20 protein-coding genes are annotated in these 20,799 nt (G+C 63.9%); 8 read left to right on the top strand and 12 right to left on the bottom strand.

Features of this window, described 5'->3' with window-relative positions; all coding sequences use genetic code 11:
• The first annotated feature begins 163 nt into the window (after window positions 1-163).
• Window positions 164-1,702, top strand: coding sequence for an SUMF1/EgtB/PvdO family nonheme iron enzyme (locus AC0L3A_RS13640; protein ID WP_473254546.1), 1,539 nt, complete (start codon window positions 164-166; stop codon window positions 1,700-1,702).
• Window positions 1,703-1,719: 17 nt separating this feature from the next.
• Window positions 1,720-2,163 (top strand): DUF4399 domain-containing protein, encoded by a 444-nt coding sequence (locus AC0L3A_RS13645; RefSeq protein WP_007595687.1) that lies wholly within the window; start codon window positions 1,720-1,722, stop codon window positions 2,161-2,163.
• 3 nt (window positions 2,164-2,166) lie between these two features.
• Here the strand turns inward: AC0L3A_RS13645 and AC0L3A_RS13650 are convergent, their stop codons facing one another.
• The 10 genes from AC0L3A_RS13650 to pqqA form a co-directional block, all read right to left on the bottom strand.
• Window positions 2,167-3,222 carry a 2-oxoacid:ferredoxin oxidoreductase subunit beta gene (locus tag AC0L3A_RS13650; protein ID WP_007595686.1) on the bottom strand — a complete coding sequence of 352 codons (1,056 nt, stop codon included), beginning with the start codon at window positions 3,220-3,222 and terminating at the stop codon, window positions 2,167-2,169.
• A gap of 172 nt (window positions 3,223-3,394) precedes the next feature.
• Window positions 3,395-5,242: a 2-oxoacid:acceptor oxidoreductase subunit alpha gene (locus AC0L3A_RS13655; protein ID WP_473254547.1), complete on the bottom strand. Its 1,848-nt coding sequence runs from the start codon at window positions 5,240-5,242 to the stop codon at window positions 3,395-3,397.
• Complete coding sequence (locus AC0L3A_RS13660) at window positions 5,212-7,011, bottom strand: FAD-dependent oxidoreductase (protein ID WP_007595682.1); 1,800 nt, start codon at window positions 7,009-7,011, stop codon at window positions 5,212-5,214. The genes AC0L3A_RS13655 and AC0L3A_RS13660 overlap by 31 nt, the downstream gene beginning before the upstream one ends.
• Window positions 7,012-7,239: 228 nt before the next feature.
• Entirely contained in the window at window positions 7,240-7,917 is a 678-nt protein-coding gene (locus tag AC0L3A_RS13665; RefSeq protein WP_473254548.1) for a hypothetical protein, read from the bottom strand.
• A gap of 12 nt (window positions 7,918-7,929) precedes the next feature.
• Window positions 7,930-8,916, bottom strand: coding sequence for a prolyl aminopeptidase (gene pip / locus AC0L3A_RS13670; RefSeq protein ID WP_473254549.1), 987 nt, complete (start codon window positions 8,914-8,916; stop codon window positions 7,930-7,932).
• A complete protein-coding gene (gene pqqE, locus AC0L3A_RS13675) occupies window positions 8,906-10,105 on the bottom strand; it encodes a pyrroloquinoline quinone biosynthesis protein PqqE (RefSeq protein ID WP_473254550.1) in 1,200 nt (399 codons plus the stop codon). The genes pip and pqqE overlap by 11 nt, the downstream gene beginning before the upstream one ends.
• A complete protein-coding gene (gene pqqD / locus AC0L3A_RS13680) occupies window positions 10,102-10,413 on the bottom strand; it encodes a pyrroloquinoline quinone biosynthesis peptide chaperone PqqD (protein ID WP_354168225.1) in 312 nt (103 codons plus the stop codon). The genes pqqE and pqqD overlap by 4 nt, the downstream gene beginning before the upstream one ends.
• A 10-nt stretch (window positions 10,414-10,423) precedes the next feature.
• Window positions 10,424-11,215: a pyrroloquinoline-quinone synthase PqqC gene (gene pqqC, locus AC0L3A_RS13685; protein WP_473254551.1), complete on the bottom strand. Its 792-nt coding sequence runs from the start codon at window positions 11,213-11,215 to the stop codon at window positions 10,424-10,426.
• Window positions 11,212-12,141, bottom strand: coding sequence for a pyrroloquinoline quinone biosynthesis protein PqqB (gene pqqB / locus AC0L3A_RS13690; RefSeq protein ID WP_354129559.1), 930 nt, complete (start codon window positions 12,139-12,141; stop codon window positions 11,212-11,214). Before pqqB ends, pqqC begins: the two co-directional genes overlap by 4 nt.
• Window positions 12,142-12,259: 118 nt before the next feature.
• Window positions 12,260-12,340 carry a pyrroloquinoline quinone precursor peptide PqqA gene (gene pqqA, locus AC0L3A_RS13695; protein ID WP_007595659.1) on the bottom strand — a complete coding sequence of 27 codons (81 nt, stop codon included), beginning with the start codon at window positions 12,338-12,340 and terminating at the stop codon, window positions 12,260-12,262.
• Window positions 12,341-12,589: 249 nt separating this feature from the next.
• Here pqqA and AC0L3A_RS13700 point away from each other — a divergent pair, with 249 nt between their 5' ends.
• The 5 genes from AC0L3A_RS13700 to tarD all read left to right on the top strand — a co-directional run bounded on the left by AC0L3A_RS13700 (window position 12,590) and on the right by tarD (window position 16,505).
• Window positions 12,590-12,847 (top strand): DUF6894 family protein, encoded by a 258-nt coding sequence (locus AC0L3A_RS13700; protein WP_007595657.1) that lies wholly within the window; start codon window positions 12,590-12,592, stop codon window positions 12,845-12,847.
• A 208-nt stretch (window positions 12,848-13,055) separates the two neighbouring features.
• The gene (locus AC0L3A_RS13705; protein ID WP_007595655.1) at window positions 13,056-14,456 is read left to right on the top strand and encodes an amidase family protein; all 1,401 of its coding nucleotides are present in this window, start codon (window positions 13,056-13,058) and stop codon (window positions 14,454-14,456) included.
• Between the two features lie 2 nt (window positions 14,457-14,458).
• On the top strand, window positions 14,459-14,935 hold the full coding sequence (locus AC0L3A_RS13710; RefSeq protein WP_007595653.1) for a glutathione peroxidase: 477 nt from the start codon (window positions 14,459-14,461) through the stop codon (window positions 14,933-14,935).
• Window positions 14,932-15,189, top strand: coding sequence for a DUF3297 family protein (locus AC0L3A_RS13715; protein ID WP_007595651.1), 258 nt, complete (start codon window positions 14,932-14,934; stop codon window positions 15,187-15,189). Before AC0L3A_RS13710 ends, AC0L3A_RS13715 begins: the two co-directional genes overlap by 4 nt.
• A gap of 146 nt (window positions 15,190-15,335) precedes the next feature.
• Complete coding sequence (gene tarD / locus AC0L3A_RS13720) at window positions 15,336-16,505, top strand: D(-)-tartrate dehydratase (protein WP_007595649.1); 1,170 nt, start codon at window positions 15,336-15,338, stop codon at window positions 16,503-16,505.
• Window positions 16,506-16,856: 351 nt separating this feature from the next.
• Here tarD and AC0L3A_RS13725 read toward each other — a convergent pair whose 3' ends face one another.
• Window positions 16,857-18,209 (bottom strand): malonyl-CoA decarboxylase, encoded by a 1,353-nt coding sequence (locus tag AC0L3A_RS13725; protein ID WP_007595642.1) that lies wholly within the window; start codon window positions 18,207-18,209, stop codon window positions 16,857-16,859.
• A 180-nt stretch (window positions 18,210-18,389) separates the two neighbouring features.
• Window positions 18,390-19,241, bottom strand: a complete 852-nt coding sequence (locus AC0L3A_RS13730; protein ID WP_007595640.1) for an AraC family transcriptional regulator — start codon at window positions 19,239-19,241, stop codon at window positions 18,390-18,392.
• Between the two features lie 60 nt (window positions 19,242-19,301).
• Here AC0L3A_RS13730 and AC0L3A_RS13735 point away from each other — a divergent pair, with 60 nt between their 5' ends.
• Window positions 19,302-20,474 (top strand): MFS transporter, encoded by a 1,173-nt coding sequence (locus tag AC0L3A_RS13735; protein ID WP_354128911.1) that lies wholly within the window; start codon window positions 19,302-19,304, stop codon window positions 20,472-20,474.
• The last annotated feature ends 325 nt before the right edge of the window (window positions 20,475-20,799 follow it).

The following is a 20,799-nucleotide window of genomic DNA, read 5'->3' on the forward strand; positions in this document are numbered from 1 at the left end:
GTCATAAAGGTTCATTCGATGTAACGCCTTCGCCTTTCGGAACTCGACTCCTGCGATCCCCACGGACATTGCCCGATTTCGTCGATGTGATAGCCTTCACAGACGATCGCCTTTGGCAGTCGTAGGTTGGGGTCTGCCTTTGTAAGTTTGTGGAGTCCCCGCAATGGGCGAAATTCGCAGCTTCAGATCCGGGAATGACGAGCCGCCTTCGCACGGCCCTATGCCTCGTCGCCTCGCGGCCATCATTGTCGGTGACATCGCTTCCTACAGCCGCCTGATGCAGGCCGACGAGGAGGGCACGCACGTCCGCGTCAAGCGGATCGAGCGGGATCTCATCCAGCCCAGCATCGTCGAGCACAATGGAAGTCTGGTGAAGACGACGGGCGACGGCTTCATCGCGATTTTCGACAGTCCGGTCGAGGCCGTCCGATGCAGCATCGTCATCCAGCAGAATCTCATCGGCCGCAACGCCTCGCTTCCGAAGGACACTCGGATCGAGTACCGGATTGGCGTCAATCTCGGTGATGTCATCGTGGAGCCGGACGACGTCTACGGCGACGGCGTCAACATCGCCACGCGCATCGAGGGCATCGCCGAGCCAGGCCAGGTCTTTATCTCCGGCGCGATCTACGAGCAGATCAAGCACAAGGTCGTGTGCGGTTACGAGTCGCTCGGGGACCGCAAGGTCAAGAACATCACCGATCCCGTGCGCGTCTATAAAGTGCTGCCGGATGCAGACGCGGTCGGCAGGACGCGGGGGCGGCGCGAGAATACTCTGATCTTTCTCCTGGGTATCACGCTGTCGGTGATTGCCGCCGGTGTGCTGTGGTATCTGCTGGCTCAGACACCGGGCAGGGTGAGCGAGCAGGCCACCGGGCCCACCGCTTCTCCCACCGCTTCGCCTGCCGCATCACCGAGCCCGCAGCCTCCGTCGCGCGAAGCAGCGCCGCAGACGCCGCAGCCTTCTCCCTCGTCGGCTTCGTCATCTCCGTCGCCCGCTCCGGCGCCAACTCAATCGGCAACGGCCGTCCGCGAACCCGAGATGGTCGCCATTCGCGGCGGCAGCTTTGCGATGGGAAGCAATGACGATCCGACCGAGCGTCCCGTCCATCAGGTGGCGGTCAAGCCGTTCTCGATCGGAAAATATCCGGTGACCGTGCAGGAATGGAATGAGTGCGCCGCTGCAAAGGCGTGCGGCTTCACGGCCATCGGCAAGGACGATGCGCCGGTCAGCAATGTGAGCTGGACCGACGCGCAGCAATATGCGGCCTATCTCGCTCAGGCGACGAAGAAGACTTATCGGCTTCCGAGCGAAGCCGAATGGGAATATGCCGCGCGGGGCGGAACGCAGACCAAATATTGGTGGGGCGACAAGCTGCAGCCGGGCATGGCCGGTTGCAAGGATTGCGGTGATCTCGCGGCCGAGCAACCGGCGAAGGTCGGCAGCTTCAGGCCTAATCCGTTCGGGCTCCACGACATGGGCGGCGGTATCGATCAATGGGTCGAGGACTGCTGGCATAAGACCTATCAGGGCGCGCCCGGTGACGGCTCGGCATGGAGCAGCGGGGACTGCAGCGCTCATGTCCTGCGCTCGGGCTCCTGGAAGAACGATTCGAGATATGTGCGGCCGTCCAACCGCGATGGCTACGACACCAACGTTCGTTATCCGACGCACGGATTCCGCGTGGCGCTCAGCCCTTGAGTGGAGGAGTTGGTTTGATGCAGATCCTTCGTTGCGTCGCGCTGGCGGCGGCGCTCGCATTGCTCCCGGGGGTGGCCTTTTCGCAGGGCAAGGCAGCGCCCAAGGACGCCAAGCTCTATTTCATCACCCCGCATGACGGGCAGAAGGTCCGCGGCGGATTCTGGGTCCGGTTCGGCTTGCGCAACATGGGAGTGACCCATGCCGGCGACGAGTATCAGAACGCCGGTCACCATCATTTGCTGATCGACGTCAACGACCCCATCGATCCCAAGGAGCCGATCCTGCAGGACAAGTCGCATCTGCATTTCGGGGCAGGGCAGACCGAAACGCTTCTCGAGCTTCCGCCCGGGACGCATACGCTCCAACTCGTGCTGGGCGATGCCAAGCACTATCCGTTCGAGCCGCCCATCGTGTCGGAGAAGATCACCATACGCGTCCGGCAGCCGGCTGCGGCGCGGTAGCGATCACCGCAGGCTGGCGTTGAACTTGTCCAGCATCGCCGAGCCCGGGCAGAGCGTGTCCGCTTCCAGCGTGTTGAGCGGCGTCTCGACCGTGTTGAGATGCTCGTGCAGATCTTCCGCGTCGGGATCGACGTAGAGCAGCCCCGTGACGATCTGTCCCTTTGCGGCGTGCTTTTGCAGGAAGGTCTGGGCGCCGAGCCGGTCATGCGGATCGTAGTCGGCATCGATCTTGCGCAGCGCGATCCTGCTGCCGTCATGCTGCTCGACCATTTGCACCGTGCCCGGTGCGTAATCCACCGCAATCGGATCGCGGCCGACCAGCACGTCGAGCCGGTTCACCGCGTCATTGTGCTCGCGAACATAGTCGAAGCTCTTGGTCGAGCCGGCATGATTGTTGAAGGCGATGCAGGGGCTGATGACGTCGATGAACGACGCGCCCTTGTGGCGGATCGCGGCCGCGATCAGCGGCACGAGCTGGGTCTTGTCGCCGGAGAACGAGCGCGCGACGAAAGTCGCCCCCAACTGCAGCGCGATGGCGACGAGGTCGATGGCGTTGTCGGTGTTGGTGACGCCCTTCTTGGACTTCGAGCCGCGGTCGGCGGTCGCCGAGAACTGGCCCTTGGTCAGGCCGTAGACGCCGTTGTTCTCGACGATATAGGTCATGTTCACCCCGCGCCGGATCGAATGGGCGAACTGGCCGAAGCCGATCGAGGCGGAATCGCCGTCGCCGGAGACACCTAGATAGATCAGGTCGCGATTGGCGAGATTGGCGCCGGTCAGCACGCTGGGCATGCGGCCGTGCACGGAGTTGAAGCCGTGCGAATTGCCGAGGAAATAGTCCGGCGTCTTCGACGAGCAGCCGATGCCCGAGATCTTCGCAACCCGGTGCGGCTCGATCGAAAGCTCATAGCAGGCCTCGATGATCGAGGCCGTGATCGAATCGTGGCCGCAGCCGGCGCACAGCGTCGAGATCTTGCCTTCGTAGTCGCGATGGGTGTAGCCGAGCTCGTTCTTCTTCAGCCCGGGATGGTGGAATTTCGGCTTTGCGATGTAGGTCATGACCGTCTCTCTCTGCTCCCTCTCCCCGCTCTTCGCGGGGAGAGGGTCGGGGTGAGGGGCTCTTTCGACGAGCTCGACTCGTGGTGAGTCCCCCTCACCCGGATTGCTGCGCAATCCGACCTCTCCCCGCACGCGGGGAGAGGTGATTGCATCCGATGCCTGCGCCTTACCATCATGACACTGCCTTGCGGAGCGGGGTCACCTTGAGGTGATCCTGGTGGTCGCCAATGGCTTTTGCGATGAAGCGGGCGGTGATCGGCGAGCCGTCGTAGTGCACGATCGGCACCAGCCGCACCGGGTCGATGCCGTTTTCGTTGACGATGAGCTGGCGCAGCTGGCTGTCGCGGTTCTGCTCGACCACGTAGACGAAATCGTGCTCGGCGAGGAAGCTCGCCACGCTGGAGTGGAACGGGAAGGCGCGGATGCGCAGGCGATCGAGCTGATGGCCTCGTGCCTCCAACAATCCGATCGCCTCGTCCATCGCCGGCGTAGTCGAACCGAAATAGATCACGCCGTATTTGGTCGGCCGTTCCGCATTAGCCTGAAGCGGCCGCGGCACCAAATCCTGCGCGGTCTCGAACTTGCGCATCAGCCGCTGCATGTTGTCGGCGTAGACCGAGCCTTCTTCGGAGTAACGCGCATAGCGGTCGCGCGACGTGCCGCGGGTAAAATATGAGCCCTTGGTCGGATGCGTGCCGGGATAGGTTCGGTAGGGGATGCCGTCGCCGTCGACGTCGAGATAGCGGCCGAAATCGCGGCCTTCCTCCAGCATCTCCGCGGTCATCACCTTGCCGCGGTCATATTGCTTGGCGTCGTCCCATTTCAGCGGACGGCAGAGCCGGTGATTCATGCCGATGTCGAGGTCGAGCATCAGGAAGATCGTGGTCTGGAGCCGCTCGGCGAGATCGAAAGCCGCGGCTGCGAACTCGAACGCCTCGGCGGGATCTTCAGGGAACAGCAGCACATGCTTGGTGTCGCCATGCGAAGCATAGGCGCAGGCGATGATGTCGCATTGCTGGGTGCGGGTCGGCATGCCGGTCGAGGGACCGGCGCGCTGGATGTTCATGATCACGGCCGGGATTTCGGCAAAATATGACAGGCCGATGAACTCGGTCATTAGCGAGATGCCGGGGCCGGAGGTCGCGGTGAAGGCGCGCGCGCCGTTCCAGGAGGCGCCGATCACGATTCCGATCGAAGCGAGCTCGTCCTCGCCCTGCACGATCGCGTATTTCGCCTTGCCGGTTTCCGGATCGTGCCGGTACTTCTTGCAGTGGGCGGTGAAAGCCTCGGCCACGGACGAGGACGGCGTGATCGGATACCAGGCGCACACCGTGGCGCCGCCATAGACGGCGCCGAGCGCGGCGGCGCTGTTGCCCTCGATGAAGATGCGGTCGCCGACCTTGTCGGACTTCTTCACCCGCAGCCCGGTCGGACATTTCAGGTTTTGCAGCGCCCAGTCGCGGCCGAGATGCAGCGCGTGGACGTTGGAGGACAAGAGCTTCTCCTTGCGCTTGTACTGCTCGCCGATCAGCTGCTCGATCAGCTTCGGGTCCATGTCGAGCAGCGCCGAGAGCGCCCCGAGATAGATGATGTTCTTGAACAGCTGGCGCTGGCGCGGATCGGTGTAGGTCGAGTTGGTGATCGCGGTCAGGGGAACACCGATCACGGTGATGTCGTCGCGGAATTTCGTTGACGGCATCGGCTTGGTGGAATCGTAGAACAGATAGCCGCCGGGCTCGATGCCGGCGACGTCCTTGTCCCAGGTCTGCGGGTTCATCGCCACCATCATGTCGACGCCGCCGCGGGCGCCGAGATGGCCCTGTTCGGTCACCCGCACCTCGTACCAGGTCGGCAGGCCCTGGATGTTGGAGGGGAAGATGTTACGGGGGCTCACCGGAACGCCATGGCGCAGGATCGCGCGCGCAAACATCTCGTTGGCGCTGGCCGAGCCCGATCCGTTGACGTTGGCGAAGCGGACGACGAAGTCGTTTACGCTGCTGATCGGCTTTTTGTCGGACATGCTGAACCTGCGTGAGTCATCTCGATCAAATATTTCTGCATGTCCCAGGCGCCGGTGGGACAGCGCTCGGCACACAGCCCGCAATGCAGGCAGACATCCTCGTCCTTGATCATCACGCGCCCGGTCTTGAGGTCGCTCGAGACATAGAGATCCTGGTCCGGATGCAGCGAGGGCGCTTTCAGGCGCTGACGGAGATCGCCTTCCTCGCCATTGTCGGTGAAGGTGATGCAGTCCATCGGACAGATGTCGACGCAGGCGTCGCACTCGATGCAGAGCGAGGTCGAGAACACGGTCTGGACGTCGCAGTTCAGGCAGCGCTCGGCCTCGCCCAGCGCCAGCTTGACGTCGTAGCCGAGCTCGACCTCCGTGCGGATGTCCTTCAGCGCGATCACCTTGTCGCGATGCGGCACCTTGTAGCGCTTGTCGTTGGAGATGTCGTTGTCATAGCTCCATTCGTGGATGCCCATCTTCTGCGAGGAGATGTGCACCTCCGGCAATGGACGCTCGGTGACGTCCTCGCCCGAGAGCATCTTGTGGATCGACAGCGCGGCATCATGGCCCTGCGCCACCGCCCAGATGATATTCTTCGGCCCGAACGCGGCGTCGCCGCCGAAGAATACTTTCGGGTTGGTCGAGACGAAGGTTTGCGGATCGACCTTGGGCATGTGCCATTTGTCGAACTCGATCCCGCAGTCCTGCTCGATCCAGGGAAAGGCGTTCTCCTGGCCGACCGCGACCAGCACGTCGTCGCATTCGATGGTTTGGTCCGGCTCGCCCGAGGGCACGAGGTTGCGGCGGCCCTTGGCGTCGTATTCGGCCTTCACCTTCTGGAAGGTGATGCCGGTGAGCTTGCCGTTGTCGTGGACGAAGGCTGTGGGCACGAGGAAGTTGAGGATCGGGATGTCCTCGTGAAGCGCGTCTTCCTTCTCCCAGGGCGAGGCCTTCATTTCCTCGAAGCCGGAGCGCACGACCACTTTCACCTCTTCGCCGCCGAGGCGACGCGCGGTGCGACAGCAATCCATCGCGGTGTTGCCGCCGCCGAGCACGATGACGCGCTTGCCGATCTTGTCGGTATGGCCGAACGAGACCGAGGACAGCCAGTCGATGCCGATATGGACGTTGGCGGCTGCTTCCTTGCGTCCGGGGATGTCGAGCTCGCGTCCGCGCGGTGCGCCGGAGCCGACGAAGATCGCGTCATACTTCTCCGCGAGCAGCGCCTTCATGCTTTCGATGCGGTGGCCGCCCTTGAAGTCAACGCCGAGACCCAGGATGTAGCCGGTCTCCTCGTCGATGACTGAATCCGGCAGGCGAAATTTCGGGATCTGCGAGCGCATCATGCCGCCGGCTCGTGGATCGCCGTCGAACACCGTGCAGTGATAGCCGAGCGGGGCGAGATCGCGGGCCACCGTCAGCGAAGCGGGACCGCCGCCGACGAAGGCAACGCGCTTGCCGTTCTTGGCCGACGGCCGCGGCAGGCGTTGCGTGATGTCGTCCTTGAAATCGGCGGCGACGCGCTTCAGGCGGCAGATCGCGACCGGGGTCTCCTCGACGCGTCCGCGGCGGCACGCCGGCTCGCATGGACGATCGCAGGTGCGTCCCAGAATTCCGGGAAACACGTTCGATTTCCAGTTGATCATATAGGCGTCGCTGTAGCGGCCTTGGGCGATCAGTCGGATGTATTCGGGAACGGGGGTGTGCGCAGGACAGGCCCATTGGCAATCGACCACTTTGTGAAAGTAGTCGGGGGCCGCAATGTCGGTCGGTTTCATTCCTACCCTGTCCGCGCAGGCTCAAAGACCCGGCGGCCTTTTCTTGAGCTTGGCGAACGCTAACGCGCGGCGATCTGGTTTCTGAATGACGTCATTGGGTTAGCTTATTAGAACCGGTCCGAAGTACAACGGCAAATTTGGGTGATCACCGGCTTTCATGGGAGCCCAGCGCGCACATCATTAATTGCCGCGCGCAGTATGCGGCGGTGCAACATGTTGCGATGCGTCTTAGTTGCGCGCGATGTCGCTCTTCGCGAGGTCCCACATCAGGCTGTAGGTGCCGACCGACACGGGAAGCGGGAATGGCGAGGCGGCAGGGCCGGTGAAGCGCGCGGCGATCACGGCCGAGACCGCGCCGACATGCGTGCCGTCGATCAGCACGAACCAGTCGCGTGCGCCTTCGTTGCGCACTGCCGGAATGTCCGCGGTCGCGCCCGACAATTCCGGCTCGCTTTCGAGCAGATGCATGGAGATGATGCCGTCGTGCTTTTCCGGCGCCAGCCGTTCTTGCAGTGCGTCACGCCACGCGGCCGCATTGTCCGGCGTCGGTCGCAACCGCACGAGGCCGAGCGCCGCGCCTCGGCCGGTGCCGTTGCTGATCGTGATGCGGGCGACCACGCGCAGCATGTCCTTGAAATGCGCCATGCTGCGCCGCGACCATTCGGTCTGATTGGCGAGCCGCGCCCGGTAGGCGGGACTATCGAGCACGTCGAGCGTCGCGGTCGAATACAGCGAGAGATATTTGGGATTTGCGGCGTGCGCGAGATAGCGCCGCGCCTCGAGGAATCCCTCGATCGCGACGCGCTCTTCCAGATGCTCGCGATCGTACCAGCGATTGAAATCGGCTTCATCTGAAACGTCGATGTTCATCGACGTGAGCAACATGCCCTTCCCGGCGAGTGGCATTTTCTTGTCCCGCTATCGCGAAATCTTCGAAGCGATATCTGCGATCGACTTCATGACCGCGTCCCGCACGCCGGTATCATAGAGCGAATGGCCGGCTTCTTCCACGATGCGAATCTCGGAACCCGGCCACACTTTCGCGAGCGCCTGCGATGTCTCGGGAGGGCACAACAGATCGTAGCGGCCCTGGACGATGATGCCGGGAATGCCGTCGAGCTTGCCGGCGTTCCGCAACAACTCGTTCTCCGTCATGAAGCTGTCCTGGACGAAATAATGCGCCTCCATGAAGGGCGTCGCCGGCAATGTGCGCCAGACGTTCAGCGACGCCAGGTCCAGCCGGGTCTTGGCCGCCTTGTGCTCGGACAAGGCGCGCTCGGTATCGTACCAGGCGCGCGATGCCGGGCCATGCACGGCCGGATCGGCATCGAGGATGCGGCGATAATAGGCTTCCACCGGCCGCGCGCGCTGCTCGAGCGGCAGCACGCTGAGAAAATCCTCGTAGAGCGCGGGGTAGAATTGCGACAGGCGCGAGGTGAAGGCGATCTCGACTTCAGCACGCGTGCCGAGAAACGTCGCACGGAGCGCAATCCCGGAGACGCGCGCGGGATGCGCCTGCGCATAAGCCAGCGCCAGCGTCGCGCCCCAGGAGCCGCCGACCACCATCCAGCGCGCGACGCCGAATTTCTCGCGGATCTTTTCCATGTCCGCGATCAGATGCTGCGTGGTGTTGTGCTCGCGCGATCCCTTCGGACGGCTGCGGCCGCAGCCGCGTTGGTCGAACAGCACGGCATGGAAACGGTCGGGATCGAACAGCCGGCGGTGGTCGGGCTGGCAGCCGCTGCCGGGGCCGCCATGCAGGTAGACCGCGGGGATTCCGTCGGCGCGGCCGACGCTCTCGACATAGAGCTCGTGGCCGTCGCCGACGTCGAGCGTTTCGGAGGTCAGCGGCGCAAAAGGATCGGCGCGCTTGACTGAGCTGGCCGCGTCGGCGTCAGGCATCATTCCCGGATTCCAGAGTGCCACCGGCGAAATTGCGATAGACGAAGCGGTTGGTTTCGCCCTCGGCCTCGCGCTCGGCCTGCTTGAAGATGGTCTCGTGCAGCGGCGACAGCGCACAGGCCGGATCGGTGTTGGCAGCGTCACCGGTCAGCGCAAAGGCCTGGCAGCGGCAGCCGCCGAAATCGATCTCGCGGAATTCGCAACTCTTGCACGGCTCCTTCATCCAGCCGGTGCCGCGATAGCGGTTGAAGGCGTCCGAGTTCTGCCAGATCCAGGCGATCGAATGGTTGGAGCGTACCGATTCGAAGTCGAGCCCGGTGATGCTCTCGGCGGCGTGGCAGGGCAGCACCTTGCCGGCCGGCGAAATGTTGAAGAACTGCCGGCCCCAGCCGCCCATGCACTTCTTCGGCCGCAGCGCGTAATAATCGGGCACGACATAGTCGATCGTGAGCCGGCCCTTCAGCCGCTCGCGCGCCTCCTCGACGATGCGGGTGCACTCGTCGAGCTGCGCCACCGTCGGCATCAGCGCGGCGCGGTTCTTCAGCGCCCAGCCGTAATATTGCACATTGGCGACCTCGAGCCTGTCGGCGTCGAGATCGATCGACATCTGGATGATCTCAGGCAGCTGGTGCAGGTTCTGCCGGTGCATCACCGCGTTCACGGTGAGCGGCAGGTCCAGCTCGCGCGTCCATTTTGCCACTTCGAGCTTCTTGCGGTGCCCGCCTCTGTAACCGCCAACGCGATCGGCCAAGCCTTCTTCAACGCCCTGGAAGCTGATCTGCACGTGGCAGAGCCCGGCATCGGCCAGCTCGCTCAGCCGCTCGCGCGTCAGCAGCACGGCCGAGGTGATGAGGTTGGTGTAGAGGCCGACGTCGCTGGCATGCTTGACCAGCTCGACGAGGTCCTTGCGCGCCGTCGGCTCGCCGCCGGAGAAATGCACCTGGAGCACGCCGATCTCGGCGAGCTCGCTCAGCACCTGCTTCCATTCCTCGGTGGTCAGCTCCTTGCCCGAGCGGTCGAGCTCGACCGGGTTGGAGCAATAGGGGCATTGCAGGGGGCAGCGGTGGGTGATCTCGAGCAGCACGGCGAGCGGAATGCCGAACGTCTCCGCCGTCGAGCGGCTCTTCTCCAGCACCGCGAGGCTGTCACTGGCGTCGGGCGGAATGGTGGGATTGCCGAGCACATCGCTCATGACGTCTTCTCCCGGGCCTCCGTGAGAAAGCCCTTGTCGGCGAGATCCTGCAGCATGACGATGACGTCGGCCAGGATCGCCTCGCGCGGCGCGGCGTATTTTGCCGCGAGCTGGTCGGACATGTCGCCGACATTGCGCTCGCCGTCGCAGAGCTGCAAGACCTCGACCGCGATCTCGTCCGGCGCCAGTACGCGTTCGGGCGCGAGGATCACCCAGACTTTTCGCGTCTCGTCATATTTCAGCTTGGCGTGCCGCGGCAGCACCGGCCGGCTGGTCTCGCTGACGCTGATGTGACGCGGCCCCGCCATCGGTTGTTCCTCAGCTCGCTTTTTGGTGTTCTTGGGGCACGAACGCGCCCGGCGGAATGTGGCCCTCGACATAGGCGTGTTGGAGCGCGTCGAGCTGCACCCACAGCACGCTGGTCTTGAAGATCAGTGCGTTGCAGACCGACGCGCGTTGCTCGGGCGTGGTGGCATGCGCCTTGACATAGTCGAGCGCAAAGCCGGCATCGCGCGGCGCCTGTGCCAGGCGGCGCTTGAAGTAGCTCATGATGTCAGGATTGACGAAGTCATAGTGCTCCAGCATGCCGGCAATGCGCTCTTCGTGCAGGTTCGGCGCGAACAATTCGGTGAGCGAGGAGGCGATCGCCTCTAGCGGCGACTTCTCGCGGCAATAGTGCACATAGGCTTCGACCGCGAAGCGCGTCGCGGGCAGGATGCCCTCGGTCGATTCCACATAAGCCGTGTCCAGCCCGAGGCCGTCGGTCAGCTTCAGCCAGCGCTCGATACCGCCTTCGGAGCCGATATCGCCGTCATGATCCTCGATGCGGTGGCGCCATTCCACGCGCGTGGCGCGGTCGCGGAAGCGCGAGATCACCACCGCGTCCTTGATCGGGATGGTGCTCTGATAATAGTAGCGGTTCAGCGCCCAGGCCTGGACCTGACCCTTGTTCAGCTTGCCGCCGTGCAGGAGCTTATGAAACGGATGCAGGCTGTGATAGCGCGTCGCCCCGATATGGCGCAGCGCCGCCTCCAGCTCCTCGGCGCTAGTGAGCCTGATGTCCTTGCCGACCGAGAGCGCGGTCATTCCAGTCAGTGACGCGGCATTCACAGCACGATCTCCGTTCCGTCGGCGGGTATCTGCCAGCCCGCCGCTTCAGCGGCCTTGCGCTCGGGGGAAGCGGGCAGCAGCGCCGGGTTCGAGTTATTGATATGCAGAAATATCTTCCTGTCGAGTGTGAGGTCGGCGAGCCGCGCGATGGCGCCGTGGTCGCCGGACATCGCGACATGGCCCATGCTCTTGCCGGTCTTGTGGCTAAGCCCAGCCTTGATCATCTCGTCGTCCTGCCACACCGTGCCGTCGAAGAATACCAGCGCAGCGCCGTCGATCTCGGCCTTGAGCGCGTCGGTGACCTCGGCGCAGGCGGCGATGAAGTAGAAGCATTTGCCGGTCGCTTTGTCGGTGATCTTCAGCCCCAGCGTATCGCCCTCGCCGGTGTCGCCGCCCGGATGCGCCTTGCCTTCCAGGTACCAGGCCGATTTGCCCGAAACGGCGAAGGGCAGCACCTCAAGTCCTGAGCGCGCCCCGTCCGGCAGCCGCGGCTCGAACGGCTCGTTGATGCCGACCGGCTGGCGCTGCACGTTCTTCTCGTTCAGCACGTTGAAGATGCTGTTGGCCTTCAGGATCGCCAGCACCTTCTCATGCGCATAGACCGTGAAGGGCGAGCCCTCGCGCATCGACAGCAGGCCTGCCACCGCGTCCACTTCGCTGTTGGTCAGGATCACGCCTGCGATCGGCGTATGGCGCAGCGCGCCTGCCTTCGGATGCAGCTGTGGCGTCGCATTCAATTGCTGGCGGAGGTCGGGGGAGGCGTTGATCAAGAACCAGTGCTCGCCGTCGCCAGTGAAGGCGACCGAGGCTTGGGTCCGTTGCAGCTCTTGGCCGTTATCACGGGCCGTCCGGCAGCCCTCGCAGCCGCAATTCCATTGCGGCACTCCGCCGCCGGCTGCGGCGCCCAGGACGACGACGCGAAGCATGATCCGTCTCCTGGAGGCAATGTCGCGAGGTGGACCTCACGCCAACACAAATCCTGTCTTCCGGACATGCATCGTGACCGAAAGATCCACCTGCGCAGAACGCGAACTCACCAACCGCTTACTTGCGGGTAGCGCTCACATACATGTTGATTTCCATGCCACAGGGCACTTCGACGATCTTCGGGGCTTTCCAGGCCATTTCGGCTCTCCATTTTCGAGATTTCGGACGTATCCGCCCGGGGCTAAGTTACTGCGAGCACAAAAGTTCGCCAGTGAAATTTTCCCGAGGACGGGCATATTGCGCCGCGAAAAAAGCGTGGGGAACAGTACTTTCTGGTGATGCGGCCCTGCGCTCGGCGCATTCGGTCGCGAACCCTGTCCTGATAAAGCAGTTGTGAGTGCAGTGCAGCTTTCAATCCGGTACAGGCGACCCAACTGGAACTTCGTGATGCCCAGATATTTCTTCAACACCCGTATCGGCAACGAACTGATCGTGGATCCTGAGGGAGAGGATCTGCGCAATCCCGACCGTGCCTGGGAGGTTGCCCGCCAGATGATTCTGGAGGTGCTGAGATCGGAAGGCACCCAGCCGGCCCTGCTTGAGGCCGTGATCGAAGTTACCGACCGCGAAGGCGAGATCGTGCTCGAATTCCCCTTCACCGAGGCATTGCTGGACATCCCGGACCAGTCTGCCACCCGGCATTAGAGGTCCGCCGCTCTTTCCCCGTCATTGCGAGGAGCCCTTGCGACGAAGCAATCCAGACTGCTTCCGCGGAGGCACTCTGGATTGCTTCGCTTCGCTCGCAATGACGGCGAATGAGGCGTCACCCGGCTCTCGCCCTTCGCCCCTGCGAAATCCGCATGGCTTTGCCGCGTTCCCGGGGCTAAAAGACGCCGGTTAAACGGAGCAAGCCATGCAAGATCTCTGGCGCCTGTCGGCCGCCGACCTCGCCACCCTCGTCAAAACCAAAAAGGTCTCCGCCAGGGAGGCCGCGCAGGCCGGCCTCGCCCGGCTCGACGCCGTCAATCCCCAGCTCAACGCCGTGATCGACCACCGGCCCGAGGACGTGCTCAAGCAGGCCGACGCCGTCGATGCCGCCATCGCCAGGGGCGAGGACCCAGGCCCGCTCGCCGGCGTGCCCGTCACCATCAAGGCCAATGTCGACCAGGAGGGCTTTGCCACCACCAACGGCCTCAAGCTCCAGCGCGACCTGATCGCGCGCGAGGACAATCCGGTGGTCGCCAATTTCCGCAAAGCCGGCGCCGTTCTGCTTGGGCGCACCAATTGCCCGGCCTTCTCCTATCGCTGGTTCACCACCAATCTGGTCCACGGCGACACCAAGAACCCCCGCGATGCCTCGCTCACGCCGGGCGGCTCGTCCGGCGGCGCCGGTTCGGCGGTCGCGGCCGGCATCGGCCATATCGCCCATGGCACCGACATTGCGGGCTCGATCCGCTATCCCGCCTATGCCTGCGGCGTGCATGGCCTGCGCCCGACGCTCGGCCGCATCCCCGCCTTCAATCCGGCCCTGCCGGAGCGTCCGATCGGGCCGCAGATCATGGCGGTGTCGGGGCCGCTGGCGCGCACCGTCAACGACATCAGGATTTCGCTCGCGGCCATGTCGGCCCGCGACATCCGCGATCCCTGGTTCGTGCCCGCGCCGCTGGAAGGCCCCGCGCGGCCGAAGCGCGCCGCGCTGTGTCTCAATCCGGACGGCCTTGCGACCACACCGGAGGTGAAGGCAGCCGTGACCGATGCCGGCAAGCGCCTGGAGCGTGCGGGCTGGACGGTCGATGTGATCGAGAACACGCCGCCGATGCGCGAAGCGGTCGAGTGGCAGATCAAGCTCTGGCTCGGCGACGGCTATGAGGCGCAGCTCGAGATGGCCGAGCGTGAGGGCGATCCCGGCGCGCTGGCGTGCCTGCGCGGCAACCGCGCCAGGGTCACGCCGATGGACCAGGCGAATTACGCCAAGGCATTGACCCGCCGCGCCACGCTGACCCGTGACTGGATGCTGTTCTTCGAGACCTATGCCGTGCTGCTGACACCGGTCTCCGGCGAGCTGCCGTTCCCGGATCATCTCGACCGCAAGGACGAGGAATCCTTTAAGCGGGTCTGGGAAGCGCAACTGCCGCAGATCGCCACTCCCTTCATGGGCCTGCCGGGCCTCGTGGTCTCCACCGGCCTCGTCGGCAAGGCGCCGGTCGGCGTGCACATCGTGTCCGGCCGCTATCGCGAGGATCTCTGTCTGCTCGCAGGCGAGGCGATCGAGGCGGGCGGCGTGCCGCCGTCGCCAATCGATCCCGTGGGTTAGCGATGTCCGTGATCTACGACTTCAAGGCCAACTCGCTTCTCGGCGAAGAAGTGCCCATGCGCCGCTTCGAGGGGCAGGTGCTGCTGATCGTCAACACCGCGAGCAAATGCGGCTTCACGCCGCAATATCGCGGGCTGGAGGATCTGCATCGCGATCTCAATCCGCGCGGCTTCTCGGTGCTCGGCTTTCCCTGCAACCAGTTCGGTGCGCAGGAGCCTGGGCCGGCGAGCGAGATCCAGGCGTTCTGCTCGACCAACTACGACGTCACCTTTCCCCTGTTCGAGAAGATCGACGTCAACGGCAGCAATGCGCATCCGTTGTATAAGTACCTGAAACGCCAGCAATCCGGCCTGCTGGGCGCCTCCATCAAATGGAATTTCACCAAATTCCTGGTGGATCGCGCCGGCAAGGTGGTTTCGCGCTATGCGCCGACCGCGCGGCCCGAAGGATTACGGCAGCAAATCGAGACCCTGTTATGAGCGAGACAATCATGAGCGACGAATTTCCGGACCGCCTCTCGGTCGATCCGAGCAGCCCCTATTACAACGCGGACATTTTGGCGCGCGACGTCGGCATCCGCTTCAAGGGCGTCGAGAAGACCAATGTCGAGGAGTACTGCATCAGCGAAGGCTGGGTCCGCGTCACCGCCGGCAACGCCAAGGACCGCCACGGCAACCCGCTGACCATCAAGGTGCACGGCCCGGTCGAGCCGTATTTCAGGGATAAGAAGTAGGAGCGCGCTCTCTCCACCCGTCATCGCGAGCGCTCTCTCCTCGTCATTGCGAGGAGCCCTTGCGACGAAGCAATCCAGACTGTCTCCGCGGATGCATTTCTGGATTGCTTCGCTACGCTCGCAATGACGAAAGCAAGAGGTCCCCCATGTCCGTCCGCATCGTCGACGTCCGCGAGATCACGAAACCGATCTCTTCGCCGATCCGCAACGCCTATATCGATTTCACCAAGATGACGACGAGCCTGGTTGCGGTCGTCACCGACGTCGTGCGCGACGGCAAGCGCGTCGTCGGCTACGGCTTCAACTCCAACGGCCGCTACGGGCAGGGCGGCCTGATCCGCGAGCGCTTTGCCTCGCGCATCCTGGAGGCCGATCCGAAATCGCTGCTGAATGCGGCCGGCGACAATCTCGACCCCGACAAGGTCTGGGGTGCGATGATGACCAACGAGAAGCCGGGCGGCCACGGCGAGCGCTCCGTCGCGGTCGGCACCATCGACATGGCGGTGTGGGATGCCGTGGCGAAGATCGCAGGGAAACCGCTTTTCCGCCTGCTGGCTGAGCGTCACGGCGTCAAAGCCAATCCGCGCGTGTTCGTCTACGCCGCCGGCGGCTATTATTATCCGGGCAAGGACCTCTCGATGCTGCGCGGCGAGATGCGCGGCTATCTCGATCGCGGCTACAACGTCGTGAAGATGAAGATCGGCGGCGCCGATATCGAGGACGATCGCACCCGCATCGAGGCGGTGCTGAAAGAGATCGGCAACGACGCGCAGCTCGCCGTCGATGCCAACGGCCGCTTCGATCTCGAGACCGGAATCGCCTACGCCAAGATGCTGCGGGATTATCCCTTGTTCTGGTACGAGGAAGTCGGCGACCCCCTCGACTACGCGCTGCAGGCAGCCCTCGCCGAATTCTATCCGGGACCGATGGCGACCGGCGAAAACCTGTTCAGTCACCAGGACGCCCGCAATTTGATCCGCTACGGCGGCATGCGCCCGGACCGCGACTGGCTGCAATTCGATTGCGCGCTGTCCTACGGCCTATGCGAATACCAGCGCACCCTTGAAGTGTTGAAAACCCATGGCTGGTCGCCGAGCCGCTGCATCCCGCACGGCGGTCACCAGATGTCGCTCAACATCGCAGCCGGCTTAGGCCTCGGCGGCAACGAGAGCTACCCCGATTTGTTCCAGCCCTACGGCGGCTTCCCCGACGGCGTCCGCGTCGAGAACGGCCACATCACCATGCCCGATCTCCCGGGCATCGGCTTCGAAGGCAAATCGGATCTCTACAAGGAGATGAAGGCGCTGGCGGAGTAGCGCAACGCGAGGGGCGCGACGGCCGCGCCACACACTCCGTCATTGCGAGCGCAGCGAAGCAATCCAGAGTGTTTCCACGGGAGCAGTCTGGATTGCTTCGTCGCAAGGGCTCCTCGCAATGACGGTGGCGAGAGGGGAGCGCTTCGACGGGCGCTTCGGCTGCTGCGGGCGAATTGCTGGGATTGCGCGAGGTGTCGCCACAATCTCCGTCATTGCGAGCGCAGCGAAACAATCCAGAATCTTTCCGCGGAGGCAGTCTGGATTGCTTCGTCGCAGAGCTCCTCGCAATGTCGGCGGAGAGAGCGTCGTCGGCTGGGTTCGCCTTGACGATGTGCCGTGAGCCGAATGTCGCTACGACAGCCGCATGTCCAGCAGCCGCCGCCCTTCGCCCTTCAGCAGCTTCTTCACCGCGCTCGAGGCCACGACCTCGCCGTCATTGGCGTAGGCTTCGTGGTTCTTCTCGATGTCGTCGAGGCGGTAGAGATAGTTGACCATCACGCCGGCGGACTCGCGCACCCCCTTGGGCGAGAGATCGCCTAACCAATTGATGCGCTCGAGGCGGGCGCCGTTGCCGAGATGGAAGCGCGCGACGGAATCGATCAGCTTGCCTTTCGGCGTGCGTGCCTTGAGGAAGTAGTGCGCCGCGAGGGGTTCGATCACGCCACGTAGCAGTGTCGTGGTCTCGGGGTTCTCGAACCATTTGGGATCGTCGAGGCGCTTCAGGATCTCGCGGTCCTCGTCCGACAGCGGCAAATCCTTGTCCTGCTTCACCCATGGCATGAAGCCCGGCACCGGCGACAGCGTCACGAAATTGTCGAGCTTGGGCAATTCACGGCGCAGCTCCTCCACCACCTGCTTGATCAGGAAGCTGCCGAAAGAGATGCCGCCGAGACCGCGCTGGGTGTTGGAGATCGAGTAGAACACGGCGGTGCGGGCGCGCTCGATCGGGACGGAGGGGCGGTCGACCGCGAGCAGCGGCGCGATCGCGCCGGGGATCGTCTCCGTCAGCGCCACCTCGACGAAGATCAGGGGCTCGTCGACCATCGCGGGATGGAAGAAGGCGTAGCAGCGGCGGTCGACCGGATCGATGCGGCGGCGCAGATCGTCCCAGTCGCTGATCTCGTGTACGGCCTCATAACGGATGATCTTTTCGAGGATGTTGGCCGGGGTCGACCAGTCGATCCTGCGCAGCACGAGAAACCCCCTGTTGAACCATGACGAGAGAAGATGCGAGACGTCGCGATCGAGTGCGGCGAGATCGGCGTGCCCGTTCATCATGTCGAGCAGGTCGGCGCGCATCTTGACGAGATCGCCGGTGCCGCCGGGTGCGCGGTTGAGGCGGCGGATCAGCTCCTGGCGGCGCGGCTCGGAGGCGAAATGAAGCGCGCTGGCATCCTCGTCGGCCGGCTTGGCGCGCCATGTCTCGATCGCCTTGGACAGGCGTTCCCGATCCGGACCGAAATCGCGCACCAGTGCTTCGAAAAAGGCGCGACGTCCCGCCGCATCCAAATCCTGGTAGATGTCGAGCACCTCACGCGCCATGGCGGTGCCCGACGCTTCGCCCCGACCCGACAGCAGCGCGCCGCAGAGCTCGATCAATCCATCGGCGTCCGGCTTGGTGTCGGCAGAATCCCCGCGGCGAAGCAGCGTGCGGCCACGCTCGGAGATGGTGGTGAGCAGGTCGGAGAAGAAAGCGTTGGCCATCGGGGCTTTCGTGTCAGGTTTGTGCGGTGCGGGAATCTTACACGGGATTTGGGCGGAAGCCGATCACAATCAAGCGGGGGATTTTGGCAAGTTTAGCGGGGGCGGGCGGTTCGAAAACCCAAAGAAAGCTGTCATGCCCCGGCTTGACCGGGGCATCCAGTACGCCGCGGCTTTTCGGTTCTAGCCGCGCCGTCCCAGAGTACTGGATCGCCCGGTCAAGCCGGGCGATGACACGGAGTGTGTGGCAAACTCCGTCGGCGTCCGTCCCGTCACCTGACGGAACGCGGCCGAAAACGCCGGCACGCTGGCATAGCCGAGCTGGGTCGCGAGCTGCTTCACCGATACATTGGCATCCGTCGACAGCCGCTGGATCGCCGCCGCGATTCTTGCGCGCTGGCACCAGCTCTTGAAGCTCAGCTGCGTCTCTGTCGAAAACAGCCGCGACAGCGTGCGCGCGGAGGTTCCGACCTCGCGCGCCAGCGCGTCGATGTCGTGCAGGCCGGTGGGATCGTCGAGTACGATCATGGCCGCGCGCCGGCAGCGCGGCTCGTGTGGCAGCGGCACGAAGGTCGCGGAATCCTCAGCCTGGACCAGCTCCAGCATCACCAGGCGAACCAGCAGATCGGTCCGCTCCTCGGTATTGTGGGCGTCGAACAGCGCGAGGATCGCCTGGTTCAGCAGCGGCGACACCCGCACCACGAATTCCCTGGTCAGTCCCTCATGGCGCTGCTCGCGCTTCAGCCAGGCGAGGTCGAAATACAGCGTGCGCATCTCGATGTCGGCGAGCAGATCGATGGCGTGCTGGAGCCCGGCGGGGACCCAGACCGCGCGGTCCGGCGGCACCAGCCAGCGCCCCCCGGGCGTCGTCACCTGCATGGTGCCCCTGGCGGCATAGATCAGCTGTGCCTCGCGGTGCATATGCGGATCGATCCGCATGCCCTTGGGGTAGTCGCGCGCGACCAGATGCACGCCCGCGGGCGAGCGATGATTGCTCCGGACCGCCCGGAGGATTGGCGTCTCGACGACAGTCATTGGCGGCATCCCGTCACTCGCCCGACATATAACTCATTTCGGAGCAGGAGAGGATTCGGAATGAACAGCCCCGGCCGGGTGATCAGTTTCGTCAACGCGGGCCATTTCATCGACCATTACGCGATGCTGATTTTCGCCGCCGCGGTGATCATCATGGGACCGGCGCTCGGTATGGCCTATTCGGAACTCTTGCCTTATGCGACGCCGGGCTTCGTCGCCTTTGGCGCGGGCTCGCTGCTCACCGGCTGGCTCGGGGACCGCTGGAGCCGCCGCCACATGATGCTGATCTTCTTCGTCGGCATCGGCGCCTCCATGATCTCGGTCGGGTTCGTGCAGACGCAGGCGCAGCTCGGCGCGGCGCTGTTCGCGATCGGCATTTTTGCCTCGATTTATCATCCCGTCGGCACCGCAATGATCGTCTCCTACGCCGACAGGCTCGGCCGCGAGATGGGCATCAACGGCGTCTGGGGCAATCTCGGCGTCGCATCATCGGCGCTGGTCACAGGCGTGATCGGCCAATATCTCGGCTGGCGCTTCGCCTTCATCGTACCCGGCATCGTCACCATCCTGATCGGCATCGCCTTTGCGATGATGGTCGTGCACGAGGACCGCAAGGGCTCGAAGCAGGCGGCAGCGCAGGCGCGGGTCGCCAAGCAGGACATGTGGCGCGTGATCCTGTCGCTGCTGATCGTCGTGATCGCGATTTCCACCACGTTCAACGCCGTCACCGTGGCGCTGCCAAAGCTGTTCGCGGAGCGGCTTGCCGATCTCACCAAAAGCCCGGCGCTGCTTGGTGTTATTGCCGCCTGCGTCTACGTGTTCGGCGCGATGACGCAATACACGATCGGCCGGCTGCTCGACCGCTATTCGCTGAAGACGGTGGCGCTGCCGCTGTCCTTCATGCTGGCGCCGTTCCTGTATCTGGCCGCGAGCCTGTCCAATTTGCCGCTGATCCTGGTCTCGATCGGCATCGTCATGGGCGCGTTCGGGCAGGTCACGGTCAACGACGCCATGGTCGGCAAATACACCAGCGAGGAATGGCGCTCGCGCGCCTATGCCGTGCGCTACTTCATCGGCTTCACCGCGGCCGGCGCCTCGGTCGGCCTGGTCGCCTGGCTCTACGAGCAGGGCGGCTTCGTCACCATGCTGCATGCCTTCGCCGCACTCTGCCTGCTCGCGATCGCAGCCGCGATCATTCTCCCGCGCGAGATCAGGACACCGCAGGCGGTGTGAGGGATCGGCGTGAGGCGCGCGGCTCTCTCCACGTCGTGAATTAGCGCCTAGCGAAGCAATACAGAATATTTAAGCGGCGGCCGGGTGGTTTTGTTGGCGGGGGGCGCCATGACGGGGGATGAGGAGGCACCCTGCGCAGACCACTCATGATGCCATCATGCCAGTGTTTTGCCCGACGGAGCAAGTGATTTTCGGCAAAGACGAAATTTGAGTTTCGCAGAGACAAAATTTTTCTTCAGTCTTTTCAACCTCATCCCTACTGTGCATGGGGTTGTTTTCGCGTTTTTTGGTGTTGTCCCCTTACCCGGCCGCGAACTCAAGGAAC

The organism is Bradyrhizobium sp. MI1.3, assembly GCF_055811695.1.